Annotated in this window: 19 protein-coding genes; 8 read left to right on the forward strand and 11 right to left on the reverse strand. The window is 64.0% G+C overall.

Annotation, left to right across the window (positions count from 1 at the left end; translation table 11 throughout):
• Positions 1-36: 36 nt before the first annotated feature.
• A complete protein-coding gene (locus tag AQ619_RS18240) occupies positions 37-306 on the forward strand; it encodes an antitoxin Xre/MbcA/ParS toxin-binding domain-containing protein (protein ID WP_166504374.1) in 270 nt (89 codons plus the stop codon).
• A gap of 254 nt (positions 307-560) precedes the next feature.
• On the opposite strand, the gene AQ619_RS18245 is transcribed toward AQ619_RS18240, so the two are convergent.
• The 4 genes from AQ619_RS18245 to AQ619_RS18260 form a co-directional block, all read right to left on the reverse strand.
• A complete protein-coding gene (locus AQ619_RS18245; RefSeq protein ID WP_166504375.1) occupies positions 561-1280 on the reverse strand; it encodes a hypothetical protein in 720 nt (239 codons plus the stop codon).
• A gap of 72 nt (positions 1281-1352) precedes the next feature.
• On the reverse strand, positions 1353-2930 hold the full coding sequence (locus AQ619_RS18250; protein WP_062151927.1) for a hypothetical protein: 1578 nt from the start codon (positions 2928-2930) through the stop codon (positions 1353-1355).
• Positions 2931-4289 carry a toll/interleukin-1 receptor domain-containing protein gene (locus AQ619_RS18255; protein WP_062151930.1) on the reverse strand — a complete coding sequence of 453 codons (1359 nt, stop codon included), beginning with the start codon at positions 4287-4289 and terminating at the stop codon, positions 2931-2933.
• A 168-nt stretch (positions 4290-4457) separates the two neighbouring features.
• Entirely contained in the window at positions 4458-5126 is a 669-nt protein-coding gene (locus AQ619_RS18260; RefSeq protein WP_062151933.1) for a PDDEXK family nuclease, read from the reverse strand.
• 143 nt (positions 5127-5269) lie between these two features.
• Between AQ619_RS18260 and AQ619_RS18265 the strand changes: the two genes are divergently transcribed.
• A complete protein-coding gene (locus AQ619_RS18265; RefSeq protein ID WP_166504376.1) occupies positions 5270-7180 on the forward strand; it encodes a competence protein CoiA family protein in 1911 nt (636 codons plus the stop codon).
• 59 nt (positions 7181-7239) lie between these two features.
• On the opposite strand, the gene AQ619_RS18270 is transcribed toward AQ619_RS18265, so the two are convergent.
• Both AQ619_RS18270 and AQ619_RS18275 read right to left on the reverse strand, forming a co-directional pair.
• Positions 7240-7899 carry a hypothetical protein gene (locus tag AQ619_RS18270; protein ID WP_062151938.1) on the reverse strand — a complete coding sequence of 220 codons (660 nt, stop codon included), beginning with the start codon at positions 7897-7899 and terminating at the stop codon, positions 7240-7242.
• A gap of 203 nt (positions 7900-8102) precedes the next feature.
• A complete protein-coding gene (locus AQ619_RS18275) occupies positions 8103-8522 on the reverse strand; it encodes a helix-turn-helix domain-containing protein (RefSeq protein WP_062151942.1) in 420 nt (139 codons plus the stop codon).
• 283 nt (positions 8523-8805) lie between these two features.
• Here AQ619_RS18275 and AQ619_RS18280 point away from each other — a divergent pair, with 283 nt between their 5' ends.
• On the forward strand, positions 8806-8985 hold the full coding sequence (locus AQ619_RS18280) for a YjzC family protein (RefSeq protein ID WP_062151945.1): 180 nt from the start codon (positions 8806-8808) through the stop codon (positions 8983-8985).
• Between the two features lie 76 nt (positions 8986-9061).
• Positions 9062-9355 carry a hypothetical protein gene (locus AQ619_RS18285; RefSeq protein WP_062151947.1) on the forward strand — a complete coding sequence of 98 codons (294 nt, stop codon included), beginning with the start codon at positions 9062-9064 and terminating at the stop codon, positions 9353-9355.
• Between the two features lie 81 nt (positions 9356-9436).
• Here AQ619_RS18285 and AQ619_RS18290 read toward each other — a convergent pair whose 3' ends face one another.
• From AQ619_RS18290 to AQ619_RS18300, 3 genes are all read right to left on the reverse strand, one after another.
• Positions 9437-10483, reverse strand: coding sequence for a hypothetical protein (locus AQ619_RS18290; RefSeq protein WP_062151950.1), 1047 nt, complete (start codon positions 10481-10483; stop codon positions 9437-9439).
• A 150-nt stretch (positions 10484-10633) separates the two neighbouring features.
• Entirely contained in the window at positions 10634-12094 is a 1461-nt protein-coding gene (locus tag AQ619_RS18295; protein ID WP_062151952.1) for a bifunctional DNA primase/polymerase, read from the reverse strand.
• 33 nt (positions 12095-12127) lie between these two features.
• Positions 12128-12925: a hypothetical protein gene (locus AQ619_RS18300; protein ID WP_166504377.1), complete on the reverse strand. Its 798-nt coding sequence runs from the start codon at positions 12923-12925 to the stop codon at positions 12128-12130.
• Between the two features lie 397 nt (positions 12926-13322).
• On the opposite strand from AQ619_RS18300, the gene AQ619_RS19225 reads away from it, so the two are divergent.
• Positions 13323-13919: a hypothetical protein gene (locus AQ619_RS19225; protein WP_062151958.1), complete on the forward strand. Its 597-nt coding sequence runs from the start codon at positions 13323-13325 to the stop codon at positions 13917-13919.
• Complete coding sequence (locus tag AQ619_RS18310; protein ID WP_062151961.1) at positions 13909-14856, forward strand: nucleotidyl transferase AbiEii/AbiGii toxin family protein; 948 nt, start codon at positions 13909-13911, stop codon at positions 14854-14856. Before AQ619_RS19225 ends, AQ619_RS18310 begins: the two co-directional genes overlap by 11 nt.
• Before the next feature lie 1243 nt (positions 14857-16099).
• On the opposite strand, the gene AQ619_RS18315 is transcribed toward AQ619_RS18310, so the two are convergent.
• Complete coding sequence (locus AQ619_RS18315) at positions 16100-17125, reverse strand: replication initiator protein A (RefSeq protein ID WP_062151965.1); 1026 nt, start codon at positions 17123-17125, stop codon at positions 16100-16102.
• Positions 17122-17349: a ribbon-helix-helix domain-containing protein gene (locus AQ619_RS18320; protein ID WP_062151969.1), complete on the reverse strand. Its 228-nt coding sequence runs from the start codon at positions 17347-17349 to the stop codon at positions 17122-17124. The genes AQ619_RS18315 and AQ619_RS18320 overlap by 4 nt, the downstream gene beginning before the upstream one ends.
• 365 nt (positions 17350-17714) lie before the next feature.
• Between AQ619_RS18320 and AQ619_RS18325 the strand changes: the two genes are divergently transcribed.
• Positions 17715-18359 carry a lytic transglycosylase domain-containing protein gene (locus tag AQ619_RS18325; RefSeq protein ID WP_062151972.1) on the forward strand — a complete coding sequence of 215 codons (645 nt, stop codon included), beginning with the start codon at positions 17715-17717 and terminating at the stop codon, positions 18357-18359.
• A 354-nt stretch (positions 18360-18713) separates the two neighbouring features.
• The gene (locus AQ619_RS18330) at positions 18714-19055 is read left to right on the forward strand and encodes a TrbC/VirB2 family protein (RefSeq protein WP_236849593.1); all 342 of its coding nucleotides are present in this window, start codon (positions 18714-18716) and stop codon (positions 19053-19055) included.
• Positions 19056-19107: the final 52 nt, after the last annotated feature.

Genomic DNA, 19107 nt, shown 5'->3' on the forward strand with positions numbered 1-19107 from the left:
TGGTACTATTCGCTGATGCGCACGATGAGTAGGTGCATGAACGCAGATCTAGACCAAGCCCATGACGCTGAGCTGCTTCTGGCATCGGGAAGAGCGCTGTCGGGATCTGAACTCGCTTCGACCGTCCAGCAGATCGCTGATAGGTCGGGCGATATCCTCGGATCGAAAGAACACGCTTACACTTGGTTGCAGAGCCATTTGATCCCCGCGTTTGGAGGAAAAACGGCTCAGCAGATCATTGCGCAGGGATGGGGTCAGGCCATCTTGGACTACCTGGATGAGCTGCGTTACGGCGGGCGCGGTTAGGGTTCGGCTTTCCGGGCGGGGAATGCCAACGGGCAACAACCTTGACGTCCGGCGCCAAAAATTCCGACGGATTCTGGGACAGCAATTAACGGGGTCATCAAATGTGAGGCGTTACATCGTTTCGCCCAAGACCGTCAATTTAGTTGACCATTTCCGATAATGTTTATTAGACGATAAATGTTCAATGATTTCAATATGTTATACTATCGATTTAGACCGGCGCTCCTCTACAGTGCCCCAACGGAATGATCCAGCTAGGACCAAGACCGGGTTAGTTCGCGGTCGAGGGTTCGAAGGGTCTGACGCATTGTGACAATCTCGCGATCAAACGCGTCCCGTAATTTGAGCGTCGCCAACGTCACGCTCGCCAGGTCAGCCGAGAGTTCGGGTTCAGCCTCCAGGCCTTCGGCGATCAGCCGGGCCCAATCCTCATCGGGAATGTCATGGTCGTCGTCCGACTGCTCATGGCTGTCGGTGAAGTGGATCGCGCGGCACCGGGCCTCGAAGGCAAGCGTTGCGGCGATGACCGCTTCCAGGTGCTCGTCGACCTCGACCGGGTCGCGTCGAAGGTCGAGATAGGCGCGAAGATCGTCAGCCAGCCGGTCAGCGCGCTGTTCTTGTTCGAACGCCCAATGCGGATTGACCCGGCCATCACCGAACTCCTGGTCTTCGTACAGGCGTCGGCCCGCGGGTTCGGTGAAGTCGTCGATCCGTCCCAGCAGGCGTTTTCGACGCGCGACGATGGCATCGACCTGGCCCGAAAGGAATTGGCGGTAGAGGGCGCCAGTCTGGATCCGCATGCTGGTCAGCTGTCGCCAGACGGGGACCACGGCGATCACCGCGGCGAGGATCGCGAAGACCGCACCGATCAAGGTCTGGTACCGATAGACGAACCCATCGTGCGCGAACCAGCCGGCGGCCTGGGCGATCATCATCATGAGGCCAAGGGCAGGACAGACGAGTGCCATCGTCAACACCACACACCTAAGGAAATCCGATCTCATCGCCGGCCGTCCCGGGGCATCGACAGCTTGGCGAGTGAAGGCCTAGTCATCGACGACGTCCGCATAACCGGCCCAGCGGCCGCTGTTGGTGAACGATGGAGAGCCTTCCGCGAAGCCGGCCGCCAACCACAGAGCGTCGAAGGCGTCGTGCAACAGGTCGCCCGACTGGGTCGTTCCACGCGGGAGAAGGACGGGTGTGGTTCCGACACTGGGGGCTCGGAAGCGACCGACGCGGCCTAGTCCTGCGATCCGAATGGGGCCGAGTTCGTAGAAACTCATGGCCACCAGAACCGGGCCGGCCAGCCCGATCCTGTCGAGCAGCTGAAGGCCGCGATCGATCGTGTCGACGATGCGGTGCTCGAGCACGGCTCCGTCGACCAGGATGTCTTCGTCGTCCTCGACCGCGCGCCCCAGGGTGAAGAGTTGCTCGACGACGCCGGGGCGCAGCAGGCGCGCGCTCCAGTCGGCCTCGGCATTGGGCAACTCGCCGATGCGTCGGGTCGGGCCATGCGCCCACCACTGGGTGTTATCCTGATTGGCCACGACATGGGGCTCCGTCTCCGGCGCCAGCAGGCCCCGATGGGCCTGGACCTTGCCCAGGTCGATGCGGGGACCTGCCAGTGCGTCCGCTGGGACGAGGTAGATGTAGGCGGACGGTTGTGAGACCAGGCAAGGTGGGTTGTTGGCCACCCGATTGTTCTGGGTGCTCGTCCAGAGATCCTGGAGCGGCTGGCGCAGGTCTGGGCCCACCGGCTCCGGCGCGAGCAGGTCTTCCGCCGCGAGAGACGCGGCCGCCTGCCAGCCGGCGTGGAGCAGCCGGAAGATCTCGCGCTTGGCTGATGTCGCTTCCACCATCCCGTAACCGTCCAACTCCTCGATCGCGGCGAGCCACCGCGCCGAGGCGCGGGCGCTGCGATCGTCTCCGAGCAAGTCGACCCGCCCGGCCTTGATGGTCGCGCCGCCAAAGCTGCGATGGGTCAGGATCATGCCTTCGTCGGTGTCGGCGGCCGCCACCAGCAGCTTGACCGCTTCGTCGCTCAGGGTGATACGGCGCTTCCCGGTCGGCGGGACGGTGTCTTCTGGCGGGACGGGCGCCAGCTCGCCGGCGAGATGGGCGTTGTCTCGAAGGTTCAGTTCCAGGCCGCGACGGAACTGGTCGCGAAAGTCCTCGACGCTGTGGAACTCGGCCACCAGGCCCTTGGACATCGCCCAGGTCTCGAACTCCTTGAGCTTGGCGAACTGTTCCGGGACGAGGATATCGGGCCTGATGGGCGCGCGTGAGAAGTAGAGCATCGCCGGCTTGCCGGCCTTGATGTGTTCTTCGATCTCCTCGACCGTGCCGCTGGCCGCCACACCCGTGTCGCTGCCCAGGCGCGTCCAGAAGATCCCGACCAGCAAGTCGCAGTGGACCAGCAGCCGGTCGTTGATCATCTGCTGGGCGCGGCCCGCCAGCTCGGGGGCCGAGTGGGTCTCCCAGCCCACCGGCACGAGCATCGCTTTTCGGGTGCGTCCATGCAGGACGTTCCAGTCGTTGAGGACCTCGCGGATCACCTGCCGTTCGGCGATCACATCGCCCGGCGAGGCGATCATGACTTCCAAGACCTTGGCCGCGTAAGCCATCTAACTTACCTTGCCACGGCGCGCTTCGATCCGATCGTCGTCCGCTCGAAGCCGCGCATCGCTGCCGCCCATGAAATCAAGAGCGATGAAAGTTTCGACGATGCGCGCCACGGGCGTCGTCAAAGCCAGGCGCCGGATCGTCTCGTCGGCGAGGGTGGTCAGTTCTGCGGTCAAGGTGCGGGTCCACTTTAAAGGCGTTTGCCGTCGAACCAGGAGCGCCTTGGACAGCTTCGACTTCCAGCGATCGCGATGGCTCAGCTCGTCGCCCCAGCGCGCGAGATCGCACAGGCCGGCTATTAGGACCGTCTTCACGCCATCCGGCAGCCAGTCGCTATCGTCCGAGCAGAGCCAGATGACGTAGTCGAGCTCGTTGAGGATCCTAGCGTTCAGCTCGTATCCGCGGCCCCACGTCCAGGCGTTAGCGATGTCGGCCGGTGTGTGATTTCCAAACGACGGATGCCGCAAGGCCAATGATCTCGCGCAGAGGGCGTAGGGTCGCCGACTGTCGGGGTCAGAGGCTTTTTCCACAATCGACTTCGCCAACAGATCGTCGAATGCGCCCGCAAATTCTCCGGAGAACTGCGGGATCAGCAACTGCGGCAAGTAGTTGGCGAGCCGCTCCGGGTGACGATAGCTGATTTCGACGAGCGCGGGGCGCTCGTGGAGAAACTCCATGACCCGGTCGGGGTGGGTGACCTGGCAGATCTCACGCTGCTCGGCGTCGTGTTGCCAGTCGTTCTGCATGGCCGTCCAGGCTATGCGCAGTCCCCTTACAGGTGTCCCGGACGACGTTTCGGTCGGAAGGGGAAACAACAACGGCCGCAGCCACTGCGGTTCTTCGATCCATTCCTGCATCTCGACCATGTCGAGCCACCACTCGTCTGACAGGGGCGGAAGCTCCCAACCAAATCTCAGGAGCTCATCACGCGCGACGAGCAGCGGGCTGCCCTCGGGGCGAATCCTGCGGACAAGCTCTCGCGCCAAGGCTTCGATTCCCTGGCTCGACATGGCCGCTCGGATGTCCGCCAAGGGTGGCGAAAAGCCCAGCACCTCGCCGTAACTGACACCGTGCCAGACCGGCAGGGTGATTTTTCCGTCCTCGCCCATTTCCCGGGCGACCAGCCCCCTGAGCTCGCGCTTGGTCCATCGCTTTTGGAAGAAGGCTTGGCTCAGGACCACGATTCCGAAGCGAGATCCCGCCAGTCCGCGATCGATTGCCTCGCTGAGGCTGTCGCCCACCTGAAGGCTGAACTCGTCATACCAGACGTCCAGGTCGGAATCGCGGAGCGCCTCGGCCAAAGGCCGCACGAGGTCGTCCTTATCCTCACTGGCATGGCAGATGAAAACGTCGTGCTGCATCGGTGCAGCTTGGCGCGAAAAGCTGGCCACCGCCACCGTTGGTCGTTGAGGACGCCTCGGTGCAAACCGCCGTCGCTCAGCCGACGAACTTGACGGGGATCCTGGGCAAGCATCAGCACCCACCTTGGGGTGGTGATTGGGCAGACCAGATACTGGCCGAGCGCGCGGCTATTCCGGCTTTTGCCATCGCGGCTCAACCTGGCCGAACTCGAAGCGAGCAGACCGTGACTTGTCGTAGGCGTCGCGTGTCCGTTTGCCGACGCCGACCTTCGCCTCATCGGCAGGAACGCGCCCATCGTACATCCCGAGGACGCGGCAGAACGGGTCGCTAAACGTGTTGTAGGCCTCCCGAAAAGCCGGTTGCTCTTCTTGGCCTTCCTCCATTGGCGCGCGTGGGCCCCGGCCGACGCAGATCATAATGTCCGAGCCGACGGCGATGTCCATGAACCCCAGACGGCCCACCATCAGCGACATTAGACTGCACAGGCCATCTTCCACCATGGGGTCGAAGAGATAGACCTGCTCGGCGAAGTCGGGAGGGCCAACTGCCAAAAGAACCTGGCAACCAGAGACCATGGCAAGTTCTGCGCAGCGCTGTCGTTCCTCGTCTGTGGGCTCTGTACCCTTGATTTCGAGCCACACATCACGTCGATCGACCCAAGCGGGGAGCTTGAAATCCCTGAGCCGAAAGTCCGGCAGGTATGGGCCTGACGTTAAGAGCAGGCCCTCGGGCTCGTAGTCGAACTGGACACCCAGTGCTTCGAGGAAGACGGCCCACAGCGCCTCGGTGCGCGAGCGGAACCGATAGCCTTTCCAGATTGTCTCGATCGCCTTCAAGTGGCCCTCCCCTGTCCAACGCCGCATAGTTCAATGTGACGTTGGGCTTGGCCAGGCGAGAAACGATATGATTGCGACAGAATGGGTCGCACACTACGCGCAATCGTCTGGCGCGGCGGTCCGACGCAGCGCAGGATTTGTTCGTGGCGCGTCTGAATCACGATCACAGCCCTTGGCGGCGGGGAACAGTTCGGCTGGCCTTCGGCCAGACGGCCGAGGGCCGCATCGTCTCGATCCGCGACGTGGTCAGCGGGCGCGCCTGCGGTTGTTTCTGTCCGGCCTGCGAGGAGCCGCTGATCGCCCGCAAGTCTGGCGGGCGGCCAAGGTCGCGGGCGGATCACTTCGCCCATGCGCGGGATGGCGCCTGCGTCGGCGCTCTGGAGACCGCCCTCCACAAGCTGGCCAAGCAGATCCTCACCGATGCGCTGGGCGTGACCTTGCCGGCCATCGCCGCCGAGCACGAGGGGGTGCGCCGTCAGAGCCACGGCGCCAAGCATCAGGTGTTCGAGTCCGGGGCGGCGGAAGTGGCCCTTCCCGGGGTCGTCGCCGACGTCGTCCTGCGCCGGGGCGAGCGCGCGCTGATCGTCGAGATCCTGGTCACCCATGCCTCCGACGCCGAGAAGATCGCCAGGATCCGTGGCCTGGAAACCTCGGCCATCGAGATCGATCTTTCGAAGCTGTCGCGCCGCGCCGATCCCGAGACCGTGTCCGAGGCGGTGTTGGTCAGCGCGCCGCGCAAGTGGCTATTCAACCCCGCCCAGGATGCGGTCGAGGCGCAGGTGACCCTCATCCTGGCCGAAAGAGCCGAAGCCGCCCGCCAGAGGGTCCTGCGCCAGGCTCAGACCCTGGTCGGCCACTGGGCCGCCCTCCCCGATCCCGAGGACGGAACCAACCTCCCGGCCGTCCGTGGCGCGCTCGCCCAGATCGAGGCCTTGGGGCTTTCGGTCCATGTCGGCGCCCGCGTCGCCAAAGGGGAAAAGGCGTTGAACGTTTCGCCCAAGGCTTGGCAGGCCATCGTCCTCAAGACGCTGGTGATCGACCAGCAGCCCTGGTTCGGGCGTCCCGGCCTGTCGATCGCGGCCTTGCGCGACTGCCTCGAGCGCCAGGGTTTCCTGCCGCCCCTGTTCAAGGCTCAGCGCGGCGCCGACCTAATCGGCGCGGCCCGCGCGCTGGCGCCGGACTTCAACACCCCCACCGGCCTAATCGGCGCCTACGTGCGCGGCCTGCAGAAGGCGGGGCTGGCCGAGGCCGACGACGACCTCTGGCGCGCGCCTATGAAGGTCCGCCAGCAGATCGTCCAGCAGGCCCGCGAGGCGCGCGAACGCCAGAACCGGATCGACGACCTGCAGGCGCGCCTGGACGATATCCTCAAGCGCGCGGGACCTGAGGGCGAAGGCTTCGACCGCGAAGCCTGGCTCGGCCGAGCCGGGCGAGCCAGGTCCCCGCCCCTGTCGGTGGCAGCGAGCGGCGGCCCGGCCTGGAGCGAACTCAAGGCGGCTTTCGGGCTGATCGGCGACGCCTTATGGGCTTACGATGCCGCCGTGGACGTGATGGGCCTGCCGCTGCGGCCGGCGCTGGAGCGCGCCGAACAGGCGCGAAAGGACGCGGCCGAGCGGCGGCGCCTGGCGGCCGAGGTCGCCGCGCTGGCGGCGGCGGACGATCGCGAGCAGCGGTTTCGGACGGCGGCCCGGGCCACTTACGGCGCCGATGCGGAGGCCTGGATGACGGGCCTGGCGCCGCCCGCGAACCTGTCGACCCGTCTGGAGCTGGTGCGGTCTAGTCCCGCGCACCTCCAGGCGGCGCTGGAGGCGCTGGACCGGCGGGTGGCCCAGCAGCGCCGCGAGGAGGCCCAGAGGGTCATGGCGCAGGAGGCGCTCGCCGACCTGTGGGAGGCGGCGTGCGCCGAACACGGCGAGGACTGGGCCAAAACCTTTGTCAGCAACCCCGATCCGCGGCTGGGCGGCCGCCGGCCCCGGGAGGTCTGCGTCGACCCGGTCAGCCTGAAGATGTGTCTGGCGCTAGTGCGTCCGCAGCGCGCCGACCGTCGGGGTTGATTTTGCCCGATGTGCTGTGGGTGGGCGCGAATGTGGTTCCGAAATGACTTCAGCGTGGCCTAGCGAGACAACGCCTCCTGGATTTGATCTTGGCCCCATCGGGCGTCGATGAAGGGACAGCGATAGCAAGGCCCGGTGTGCTCGACCTCGGCGTCGTCGAAGAAAATTCGCGCATACTGGTGGTGGCTCTCAGGAATGATCAGGAAGGCGACGTCATCGAGGCCGAAGTTCAGGTGGCCGATCTTGCGCCACTCCCGCTCCCACTCGAAGAAGTAGCTGCCGCCGGCGCCGGGTGCGTCGACGAACGGCACGATCAACCAGATGGGGTGGGCGGCGTCGCCCGCGCCCTGCGCCATCAGCGCCTCGAATGGGACCGTTAGGCCGCCGGCCGCATAGGCGTAGAGGATCGGGTTGCCACCGTTGGCGATGACGAAATCCTTACGGAAGACGATCCCATGCTCGGATTGGCGGCGCGAGGCCAAGCGTGACAGCTGGTGGAGCGGAACCTCTGAGAAGCAGACCATGTCATGACGCACGCTCAAAGGGGCGCGCGCGCGGCCGACTCCGAAGGGATTTCGCGCCTCAATGCGTCCGGACGCCAGGATGCTGATAATGTTGGAGTAGGCGTCGCTTCCCTCCGTAGACTTGGCGAAGTGCGACACATAGTCGGACATATCCCCCCAACCGGGGTTGTTAGCGCGGAAGACGGGAATGGCCATGGGCGCTCCGGCAAACAGGGGTCAACGTCTTGATCGCGCGGTTTTTTCCGCGATCTGGGAGCCAGACGGCCGGGGGAAGGTTCCCCCACGCAACCCTTGACGCCACCAGAGTCGCTACCATATAGAAATCATGTCTAGGCCGAGCGGAGCGCAAGCACTGTCTCGATCGGAAGGGCCCCCGTCGTCAAGACGGGGGCTTTTCTTTACTCGGGCTGCTCTGAAGCGCGACGCTTGAAAGCTTCTGGATACGCGTCCCCGAGACGACGGACCACTTCAGCGACACCGCTCACGTCATACTCATTACTTGCTCGACCCTTGTTTGAGCCGAACCGCGCCTTGCGCTTCAAGTATTCCTTTGCCTCCAAGCTCGACAGCGCCCGCTGAACCTGCCGCGGACTGAGGCCGGCGCGCTTGCCAATGGTCGCCTTGCTAGGAAAAGGCATCTTATCGGCCGACCACCAAGCCGCGAGCAGCTGCAATAACACCACCATCTCGGTTGGCGAGATTTGCCGCGCCTCGCCGACGAACTGATTTATACTCAGAAGATGGTTGGGCAGGACGGTGAACCCTGCGGCTGTCGCCGCCTCTCCCCACTTCTGCTGCGTCCTGGCCACGCCGTCCATTGCTACACCCTGAGCCTTCCGTGTCCCCGATATAGGGCCATTTCCGTCCATAGACCAGGGGTCAAATCCGTCTCCCTAATCAGACGCACTGAATATCCATACACAGATAACCAAACACACTTATGGCCCGCGACGGATTTTCCCGGTGGAGGTGCAAAAAGTGCAAAGCGGCGCCTTGCATCGAGCTCGCGCCATCCCTATTCTTCGACTTGAGGGGCGCTCCGCTCGGTCTAGACAACCTGGGGCGCTCCTCTCTTTGAAACCAAGAGACGGAGAAGACCTCATGTCTGAATCTAAGATCTACAAGCCGGGCCAAACGGCTCCGGCCTCGGGCCAGTACGAAATCGTGGGGCCGCGCGGCGGCGCCACCGGCGTCGAGCGGACGGTCGTGCGGGGCGAACCCCTGCCGCCGACCCGCCAGTCCGGTCAGGGCTTCAAGCTCGTCGACCGCACCAAGCACTGACCCAACAGGACGCGCCGCCGAGCCTCAGGGCTTAGGCGGCGTTGTCCGTTCCCCTCCCCCGAAATACGAGACTCTCATGCCCAGCTTCACCACGCGCGTCGAACTGCACGGCGCCCAACCCAGCGACTACGAAACCCTTCACGAGCGTATGGGGAGCCATGGCTTCTACCGCGCGATCGCCGGCCTCGGCGCTGACGGAAAGCCTCACACCTACGCGCTCCCGACGGCCGAGTATGACTTCATCGGCGACGGCACCGCCGCGACGGTCCGCGACCTGGCCAAGCGCGTCGCCGACGGCGTGCGTCCCGACGCTTGGGTCTTCGTGACCAAGGGCGAAGAGCGCGCCTGGATCACCACGGTGCTGAACTAGCCCCTTACACCGACACCACGCGCACCAGACGCCTCCGGACGCGGCCAGCCTCCGGAGGCGTTTTGCGTTCAGGCCGTCGCGTCAGCGCGAATCCATCATCACGTCTTCCATGTGCTGGTTCCAGCCGTGCATATCCTCGATCGGCTCGGCCATGAACGCGTCGAGCCCCTCGATCTGACGGATCACGCGATCGAACCGCTCGAACGCCTTGAGTCCCAACGTCTCCCGGCCGACCGCCCTGGACTGCTTGCGCCAAAGGTCGAAGGGGCGCTTGGGATAGGCCGGCTTCCAGCCCGGCAGAAGCCTGGCGTTCGCCTCGACCATGATCGGCAGGCCTCGCGCCAGGGACAGCATCTCTTCGTCGATGGGACGTTCGGGCAGGCCTGCGCGTCGAAGGGCCCGGTTCTCTTCGCGTCGCTTCTTCAGGACCGCCGCCACCGTGTCGTGCTCGAGCTGGACGCGCCGAAGGGTCTCGTCCGGATCGTCCTTGCCGCTGCGCCCCCCGGCGATGATCTTGAAGTCGGTCTCGCAAAGGTCGATACGGGTCAGGAGATGGGCCTGGAAGGCGCCCGGTATGTTCCGGGACGGCGGCAGGGCCGCGAGCAGGCGCCCGGCGAGATCGCCGATGCTGACCTTGTTCCTGTAGCGCGTGTTGGTCTCCAACTCCGGCAGCAGGCGACGGGCCGAATCGTCCAACAGGGACGGTTCCCACTGAAGGTGACGCTCCGCCAGCAGCAATCCCGGCATCAGGCCGACGGTCAGCTCGTAGTAGAGGCGCGCCAAGTCGCCGACGACCGGGTCGTCGCGCAGGCCCACATGGTAGAGCTGATTGCGGTGGCGGTGGAACGTCGCCGCCGCCTGGGCCTGGTCCTGAGGGACATGGCCCAGGGCGCGAAGGACCGCGATCTTGGCGTTGAAGTCCTGACCGCGCAGGTCCGCGCGCTGGCCGGCCGCCAGGGCCTTGCCCTGGGACCTGTAGGTCAGGATGTCCTCGGCCTTTCGGTGGCACATCAGCTCCAGGGCGTTGTCGACCAGGATCAGGGCGATGCGACCACTGACCGGGCGAACATCGGCCAGCTCTCGACCGGCCCGATCGAGTTGCTCGGCCACGGGGATCACGACCCTCATGGCTGTCCCCCGGGGACATGCGAGAGCCGGCCGCCGGAGGCCAAAAAATTTTGCCGAATGGTGTTTTTGAAGGCCCGCCGACGATTTTCAGCGCTGAAGCGTCCTGATGGACCGGGAAATCGGCCGGTCGAGCTCACTTGCGAGACCGTACTAGAGACGCTGCAGTTCGGCCAGCAAGGCCGGCTCGGTAGGGGGGCGGTGGATACCTATTGGTACGATTTCCACCATTTTGAGAACAGCTGCGGCCCGAATCTGGAACAAAGCGCGAGAACGGTGAAGGCCCCGTCGCTTCTCCGGCAGGCGCTCGATCAGGCCGGCGGCCTGGAGGCGATCACGCGCCCTGACGATCCTGGACCTGGTCCAGCCGCCGAAAGGTCCGCCAACCCTCAGCGACATGCCCTCGGCGCTGATCGGCGCGGCTGACGCATCAGCGCCCCAGACACCCACCATGAAGGCCAGAAGGGCCAGAGCCGAGGCGTCGCCGCCGAGCGCGTTGAAGGCGCGGGTGAACGAGACGGCGGAGACCAGGAGGTCGGCCAGGCGATAGCGCGGGACATTGCCACGCCCTTTGCCGCCGGCCGTGACGAGGCGAAGGATCTTGCGGTCGACGAGGCCCTTGATGGCCGCCTTGGCGTCATGAACCTTCCAGCCAGGAATGGCCGAGGCCAGACGAACGGGCGAAAGGTCGAGGTCCTCAAGATCGAATGGACCCTGGCTCAGCCAACCCCACAAGAACAGGCTGCGGACATCGCGCCCGAGCAACCTGAGCACACCGCGAATGTGATGGTCCCGGGGCGGGGGCGGACGATTGACGCCCGACACCGTTCGCGCCCAGGCGCTCCTGGCCACCTTTTCGACCTCTGCGTCGTCGAGGGGCGGAACGCAGAGCGCCGTGTTCACACCCGCGAGCTGGTCGGCCAGGGCCAGCAGGCCTTGATCGACATCGCCGTGCCGACGGCGGATCGCGTGGGCGTCGCGGCAGGCGACCTGGAACAGGGTGGGGTTGCGTGTCCCTTCCAGGATTGGCGCCGCCGCGAGGATGATCGCTGGCTCGCCACGCCTACGAAAGCCTCGAACCTGGCCGCGCGGCCGTTCGACCAGGTCGCTATAGGCTCGCTCGCTCAGACGAGGCAGACGCTGCAGCCGATAGAGGAACTCGGCGATCGGCGCGTCACCCTCGTAGTCGACGAGGGAGTAAACGCCATCGGCATGCTCCGACCCCGGCAGGAGGATGTAGTCCCCCGGACCGGCTCCTTGAACATCGAAGCCGGCGCCGCCGGGATGTTTGACGCCGGCGCGCTCGCCCGTGGGGTCGGCGTAATACCAATGCTCGCCGCGGCGGGTGCGGACGCGCAGCGGCGTCGGATCCAGGATCGCCTCGAACCGAGCCAAGGAGTCTGGGTCATCGGCGTCGGGAACCACCAGGCGCTCGCGCGCGGTCGGCAAGCCCAGATTGGCTGTCGGGAACTGCTCCGCCCAGCGCTGCGTCGTCGCCGCGCAGGGCCGCCCCTTGTTCCATTTGCTCACACGGGGTCGCTTTCCATCCGCCGGGAAGGGATGGACGCCGCCAGCACGGTAGTCAGCGATCAGTCGTTCGTAGGGACCGGTCATCGAGCGGCTATCTTGCGATTGTCGAGTACCCGACTACCATATCTCGCGCGGGGAGTCCTCATTTCCGGCAGCCTCTTCAAGAGCTTGCACCGTCGGATCTCCCCACAATTCTCCGTGAAGCCGGTCGCGCATGGCCGAGACCGCGGCGAAACGATCGCCGAAGTCCTCGGCGAACTGCAGACCGCCGAACTGGGCGTTGGCCAGGTGGTAGGCGTCGAGCACACCGATCGCGGTGTTGATGATGCTCCATAGGCCGACATTGACTAGAACCGGATCGTCAGCGTCGAAGAAGGTGTTATTGCCCTGAGCGCCCCTGCGAAAGATCAGTTGAGCGCCGCGCAGCGAGGCGTGGGCCTCAGTCATGTTGATGATCTTTTTGGCCTGCCGGAAAGCCTCGGCGTGCTCGCCCATCGAGCGGTCGAAAAAAGCATAGGTCTTCTCCTTCACCTTCGTCTCACTCACCACCAGCTCCTCGTCGGTTTCCCGCACGACGTGGTCCCGCTGGTGGGCCAGGAAATAACAGGCCCGCTGGGCGCTCTCGGTGACTTGACGCAGGTTCATCGAGCCCTGGACCCGATGGCGGCGCACGAAGGACAGGGCGGCCAGGATCATGTGCTTACAGACCACGGCGTGCATGGCGGCGAACAGCGCCCTGTTCTCGTCGATCCGGGCCAGCGCGGTCGCCATCAGGCCGCAGCTTTCCATCGCTGTGGCCAGATAAGGCCCGTAAAGATCGCGCGACTGCTCGGTTAGTTCGGCTTCCCGGGCGAGCAATTCGGCTATGGTCACGATGCAAGAATCTCCGTCGAACGCATCTGATCCCGCCGACAAGTTTAGACAACTGCGGCGGCTTGGCGAGCGCCTCAAACCTTGAGGCCGCCGCGACGGGCATCGCCGTCATTACCCAGAGCAGACCTTCCCATGGTCGAACAGGAGTCATGTTCCCCGGTCGCGGGATCAGCGTGGTGGTGTCTCGGCCACCACCAGGAGGCGGATCTTCCCAACGTCGCCTAAGAGCCAGATTTTCCCGTTCCGACCAGCCTGACCCCTACGCTGCGGCGTCCTCGGCCTTCCGCCAACCCTTTCGGCCCACGGGCTTAAGCCAGCGACAGGATCCGACTCAACGGCCCTGCTACGGCCAACGGATCAAGTCGTCGCCCGAGAGCATTTTGCATGGATTTTTAATGACATTCCTTGCAAACTGGCTGCGGAAGCCTAGATTGGAGCCATGAGCAAGTTCGACCAGTTCAAGGCCAAGCTCCGCCCCGGGCAGACCTACCGCCGGGCGGAACTGGCTCAATGGTCGACGGCGGTCGATCGCCACCTCAAGGAGGCCCTGCAAGCCGGCGCGCTGACCAAGCTGGCCGGCGGGCTCTATTACGCGCCCAAAGAGACCGCCTTCGGCAAGGCGCCGCCGCAGGATGACACCCTCGTCGCCACCTTCCTGAAAGGCGGCCCGTTCCTGCTGGCCTCGCCCAACGCCTATAACGCGCTGGGCGTCGGCACGACACAGCTGCACAACAAGACCGTGGTCTATAACCACAAGCGCCACGGCAAGTTCGCCCTGGGCGGCCGCACCTATGATTTCCGCATGAAACCCGCCTTCCCCAAGAAACTCAGCCGAGAGTTCCTGTTGGTCGATCTGGTCAGTAATCTCGACCAGCTAGGCGAAGACCCCCGGGAGGTCCTGGAGCGGGTCAAGGATCGCCTGTCCTCAAGCGACACGGCGCGCCTGACGAAGGCCGCCCAGACCTATGGCTCCGAACGGGCCAAGAAATTCTTCGCTCGGGCCCTCGCCGAGGTCGGAGTCCAGGATGCCGCCTGATTTCCTGCACAACCATCGCCAGTTCGGCGACCTGATCCGCATCGTCGGCGCCAACGAGAAGATCGAGCCGGCCCTGGTCGAGAAGGACTACTGGATCATGCAGAGCCTCTACGGCCTGCAGCAGCTGGGCCTCGCCTTCGAGCTGAAGGGCGGCACTTCCCTCTCCAAAGGCTACGGCCTCATCAACCGGTTCTCCGAGGATATCGACATCCGCATCGAGCCGCCGGCCAATCCGCCGGTGATGACCGGCCGCAACCACGACAAGCCTTCGCACGTCGAGGGCCGCAAGGCCTTCTACGACCGCCTGGCCCAAACCATCGTGATCAACGGGATCACCGCCGTCGAACGGGACAAGGCCTTCGATGACATCCGTCAATATCGCAGCGGCGGCATCCGGCTGGCCTATGCCAGCAAGAATGGGTCAGTCGAAGGCTTGAAGGACGGCATCCTGCTCGAAGTCGGATTTGACGACGTGACGCCCAATGAACCCCGGGACATCAGTTCCTGGGCCTATGACTACGCCGCCAGCCGGGTCGAGATTCTCGACAACCGCGCCCGCGCCGTCGCCTGCTACCATCCCGGCCACACCCTCGTCGAAAAACTGCAGGCCATCTCGACCAAGTTCCGCCAGCAGCAGGAGACCGGTGTCTTCCCGCCCAACTTCATGCGCCACTATTACGACGTCTACTCGCTGCTCCGAGCCAAGGCAGTCCAGGACTTCATCGGCACGCCTGCCTACCTCGCCCACAAGGCCAAGCGCTTCCCGAAAGCCGACAATCCCGTCATCGCCCAGAACGAAGCCTTCGTCCTGGGCGACCAAGACACCCGGGCCAAGCTGCAAAAGGCCTACATCGCCTCAAACGCCCTCTACTACAGGTGCCAACCCGCCTTTGAGGACATCCTGATCGAGATCGCCAAGTGGGCGCCCAAGCTCTAGGTCACGGGAGCCTCACCTGCCCCAGGGCGTGAAAATCTCGCAGCTAGGTCAGCGATGCGGAGCCCCAGCCTGTCGCCAAACTTCTTCTTGAGATCAGGCGGCCTCCACTCGACCGTCCAAGGACAATCCCGCTAGCAGATGGCCAGCGAAAATCCCTCTGCCAGAAGCCTCTGGATCGTGTTGTCGCAAACCTGGCCCAAGTGAAATCGCTTGAGCAGGTGCGGCGGTGGGCGCGTGAGGGTCTAAGGCGGACGATCGCCGGGGGAGAACCACCAGAAAAGCGCGGTCGCGAAGCGATCGCCTCGCTCCAGTTTTTCTACGGCGGCCGGTCCAGCAGATATAGAGCGGGTCAATAGGTCCAGCCCCGCCACGATCAAAAATTGCCCCGTCCAGCTTTCCGCCAGGCTCGGCGGTTCCTGGGATTCGCTGCCAGATCCGCTTGGCTCTCGCCGGAGAGCCACTTGCCGAGTTTCAGCTGCTGCAAGCGACTGAAGTGGAAAAATCGTAGGAACCGCTTGTGTGTTTTAAGTGTCGGGCTTGCCCGACGCCGTTTGGGGGATGCCGGGTTGGAGGACGCGGAGCGTCCGGGGCGAAGCTGCGTAGCAGCGTAGCGAGCCGGCGGGGGCGCAGCCCCCAAGAGGCGGTGTCTTGGGCGCGTTTTCGCGCCAAGTCTGCGTTAGAGAAGATTCTGTTAGATAAAGAAAGTTAGGCAGTTAAGGTTCAAAAATATGCGCTAAGTTACTGTTTTAACGCGGTTTAATGAGGTTGCCGGTTCCTGATACCACGTGCCATAGTTCCTGTTACCACGTAAGCGGGTTCCTTAAACCACGTGCCAATAAGTTCCTGAAACCACGAAGAAAATGGTTCCTGATACCACGATGTGGACAGGTTCCTGAAACCACGTGCCGCTTACCTGCCTTTTTGGGGCTTCCCGGTTCCTAAAACCACGATGGGTGAGGGCCACGCGGCGGTTCCTGAAACCACGACATAGCTTTTCTCGGTTCCTGAAACCAAGTGCAGGGCTACCCCGGTTCCTAAAACCACGACACCCCCAGGAACCCAGTTCCTAAAACCACGATAGCCACCCAGCGGCCATTAGCGCCTCCTCTGCACCTCAAATCGACCCAGGACTCGCCGAATCGAACCGAATCGGCGCTTCATTCCAAGGTCGCCTATGTCTTCCGGTTCCTAAAACCACGAGACCCTATGATCGAGGCCGCGCGCGGTTCCTAATACCACGTGCCTAGGTCGGCATGACGCAACGGCGGTCGCTGCAGGCCTTGGCGAACTCACCAGGCTGGTGCCCATCTTCGGCCCAACGGGCCCAGGCGCCATCGAAGGCCTTGGGATCGCGCTCAGCGTCAAGCCAGGCAGCCCGCGCGTCTTCGCGCCCGCGTTGGGCCGCGTCAGCCCCACGCCGCTCTCTGGCCGCCTCGACCACGAACGCCCGGTCAACGAAATGCACAGCCGGACTACCGTCGGCAGTTGTCGTCTCGCGCATCGCGTAGCGAGGAAGCTCATCTGACCTGCACATCTCGCGGATCCGGAACGTGAACTTCTTCAGCGGCGACTCCGACCCCGTCTTTTCGAAAAGGGTCGTCATCTTGCAGACCCAGCCGGCCTTCTGATTGCCGGCATGCTTTCTTGCGACGCGGTAGATCGCGCGCTCGATGCCGCCGGTCAGCAAGAAGTACTCCCGATCCAGCGTCAGAATGTTGCCGCTCATAATGCCGTCCAGGAGCCAGTCAGGGATCCTGAGGGTCAGTGTCTTCAGCTGCTCGGGATTATCTTCCGACTCCCCCTCGCCCTCGATGTCGCCCAGATAGTGGAACGCCGTATAGCGACGCTTGCCGGCCCTGATGTTGGTCTCCACTTCCGTGGTCCGCAGGCGCCGGATGGCGCGCAGCAGCTCGATATAGTCCTGACCGCTCGTCCCGCGTGCGATGCCCTTCAGCAGCTCATAGGGCGTCGTGTGGATGATCGGCCGGATGTCGTTTTCACGGTTGTCGCGCTGCTGCACGATCCGCGAGATGCACCAGATCAGGATGTCCGCATCCCAGATCGTCGCCATGCCATGCGTCGGGTTGGCGGACACCTTGATGTAGAGCTTGCCGTCCGGAGTGGTGTACTGGATCGGCTTGTTGCGCTTGCGCTTGGAGATCGAGAAGAACGGCCGCTCCATCATCTCCGCGCTGTCCTTGGGCGCGTAGTCGATCAGGTCGTTGATGAAGAAGTCCCGCACCGGGTGCGGGTCGTTGCGCGTGCTCATCGCTCACCCATCGGAGGCTTGCCCGCGGCGACGAAGAGAAGGTCCAGGCCTTCGCCAATCAGCGCCTGGACGGTGACGCCTCGCTCGACGGCGAGCATCTTCACGCGGCGCTGCATCTCGGCGGAGAAGTAGCCGGCCACCATGCTCTTACCAAGGCGCGCCTTGGGCACGAAGCCTGAGAGCGAGCCCTCCTGTAGGGCGTCCGAAGCGGTTGGCCGCGCCATGTCACCTCCCAAGAATCGATCAGCTCGCCGTGTCCACATGTGGAGTTTGGCGCGCCGAAGGAACGATGTCCACGGCAAACGGCAATATCGCCGACTTCGAAAAAAAGCCAATGGCTCTGCTTGCCTTCATCCGCAAACGCTACGCAAAGTGGAGTGGCCAGCTCTCGCGGCTCCATCTCCGATGGCGCTACCAAGGGATTGTCGTGGCTTTTGATGTCGCATTTTATAATAAATGCGACATTTCAGAGAGTGCCGTATGTCGCGTCGTGTGCCAGAGCTGAAAACTGCAATCTTGACGCTCCCGTCAAGATTGTGCGCCGATCTAGGCTGTTGGGCTACCGCGACCGCCCTCGTAGAGGCTCCCCATGCCTGACCTGGCCGCGCTGTTTGACCTCGCCCAGCGCTGCGCGCCGACCGTGGCTTCGGCGACGATGGTCAGCATCGTACAGGTCGAAAGCCGAGGAGACCCGTTGGCCATCAACGTCAACCGCGCGCCCGATCCCGCGCCGGCCAAGACTCGCGACCAGGCGATCGCCACGGCCGAGCGTCTGATCTCCCAAGGTCAGAATCTCGACCTCGGCTTGGCGCAGATCAACAGCCGGAACCTGACGGCGCTGGGCCTCTCTGTACGTGACGCCTTCAGCCCCTGCCTCAATCTGGCGGCGGCCGCCAAATTGCTCCAGTCGAACTATCTGGCCGCCTCCCGTCTGGCTCCGCAGCAACAAGCCTTGCGAATGGCGTTCTCGGCCTACAACACCGGCAACCATCGGCGCGGCTTTGCAAACGGCTACGTCGCCAAGGTCGAGGCCGAGGCCGCCAAGCTGTCTCCAGGTTCTTACGGCGCTCTCGGCCAAGCCACATCGCCTCTACCGGCGGCTGTCCAGGAAGCGATCGAGGTCGCCGCCGAAAACCTTCAACCCGAGGCGCAAGCGCCCGCCAAGCCATCCCTGGATGTCTTCGCGCGAACCGCCGGCCGCTCGATCATCGTCTTTGGCGGAGGCGGACAATGATCCTCCACGCCATCATCCGTAATGACCGCTGCCGTCCTCTCGACATATGTTGGGTTCCTCAGAAAGCTTGGGAACCCCGAATGTCCGATCGGACGATCCGCGAACGACTTCTCACGAGCCTACGCCCGAGCGGCGGAGCAATCGTGGGCGTTCGGATCGTCGAGGCGAGTGACGCCACATGGTCCATGTACGTCAAGCTTAGTTGGAAGGTCGGCGAACACTTGGTCGCCGTCTACCGCTCTGCTCAACCAAAGCGGTATAAGTCTTTATCCGCTGCGGTCGCCCATTGTCGCGCCGCCTATCAATACCGTGGCTCGATAATCCTCGAAACGGAGATACAGGAGCCCCTCCCCCATGATGAGCCCCCTAGCCATCACTAAGCCTGGCATTGCGCCGGCGACGCCTACGAACCAGCGTGCCGGCGCTGTCGCTTTGGCCGCGATTGTTTTGGCCTTTGGCCTTGTCGAGCCCGCCGCGGCTCAATCGGTCGGCGTCGAAACGCTTCTCCAGAACGTGGTCAACTTCTTCACCGGCAACACTACGCGGCTGCTTGCGATCCTGGCGGTGATCATCATGGGCATCCTGGCGATGTTCGGCATCTTCGACTTCCGCAGGATGGCAATCGTCGTCGTTGGAATGGTCGTCGTATTTGGGGCCGCCCAGATCGTCAGCATGGTCACGGGGAGCGGGGCCTAGGCCCCGCTTGCCCGGCGCGCCGCCTTTGGGGGGCAGGCGCGCACCGAGCGGT

The organism is Caulobacter henricii, from assembly GCF_001414055.1.
Classification (GTDB): domain Bacteria; phylum Pseudomonadota; class Alphaproteobacteria; order Caulobacterales; family Caulobacteraceae; genus Caulobacter; species Caulobacter henricii.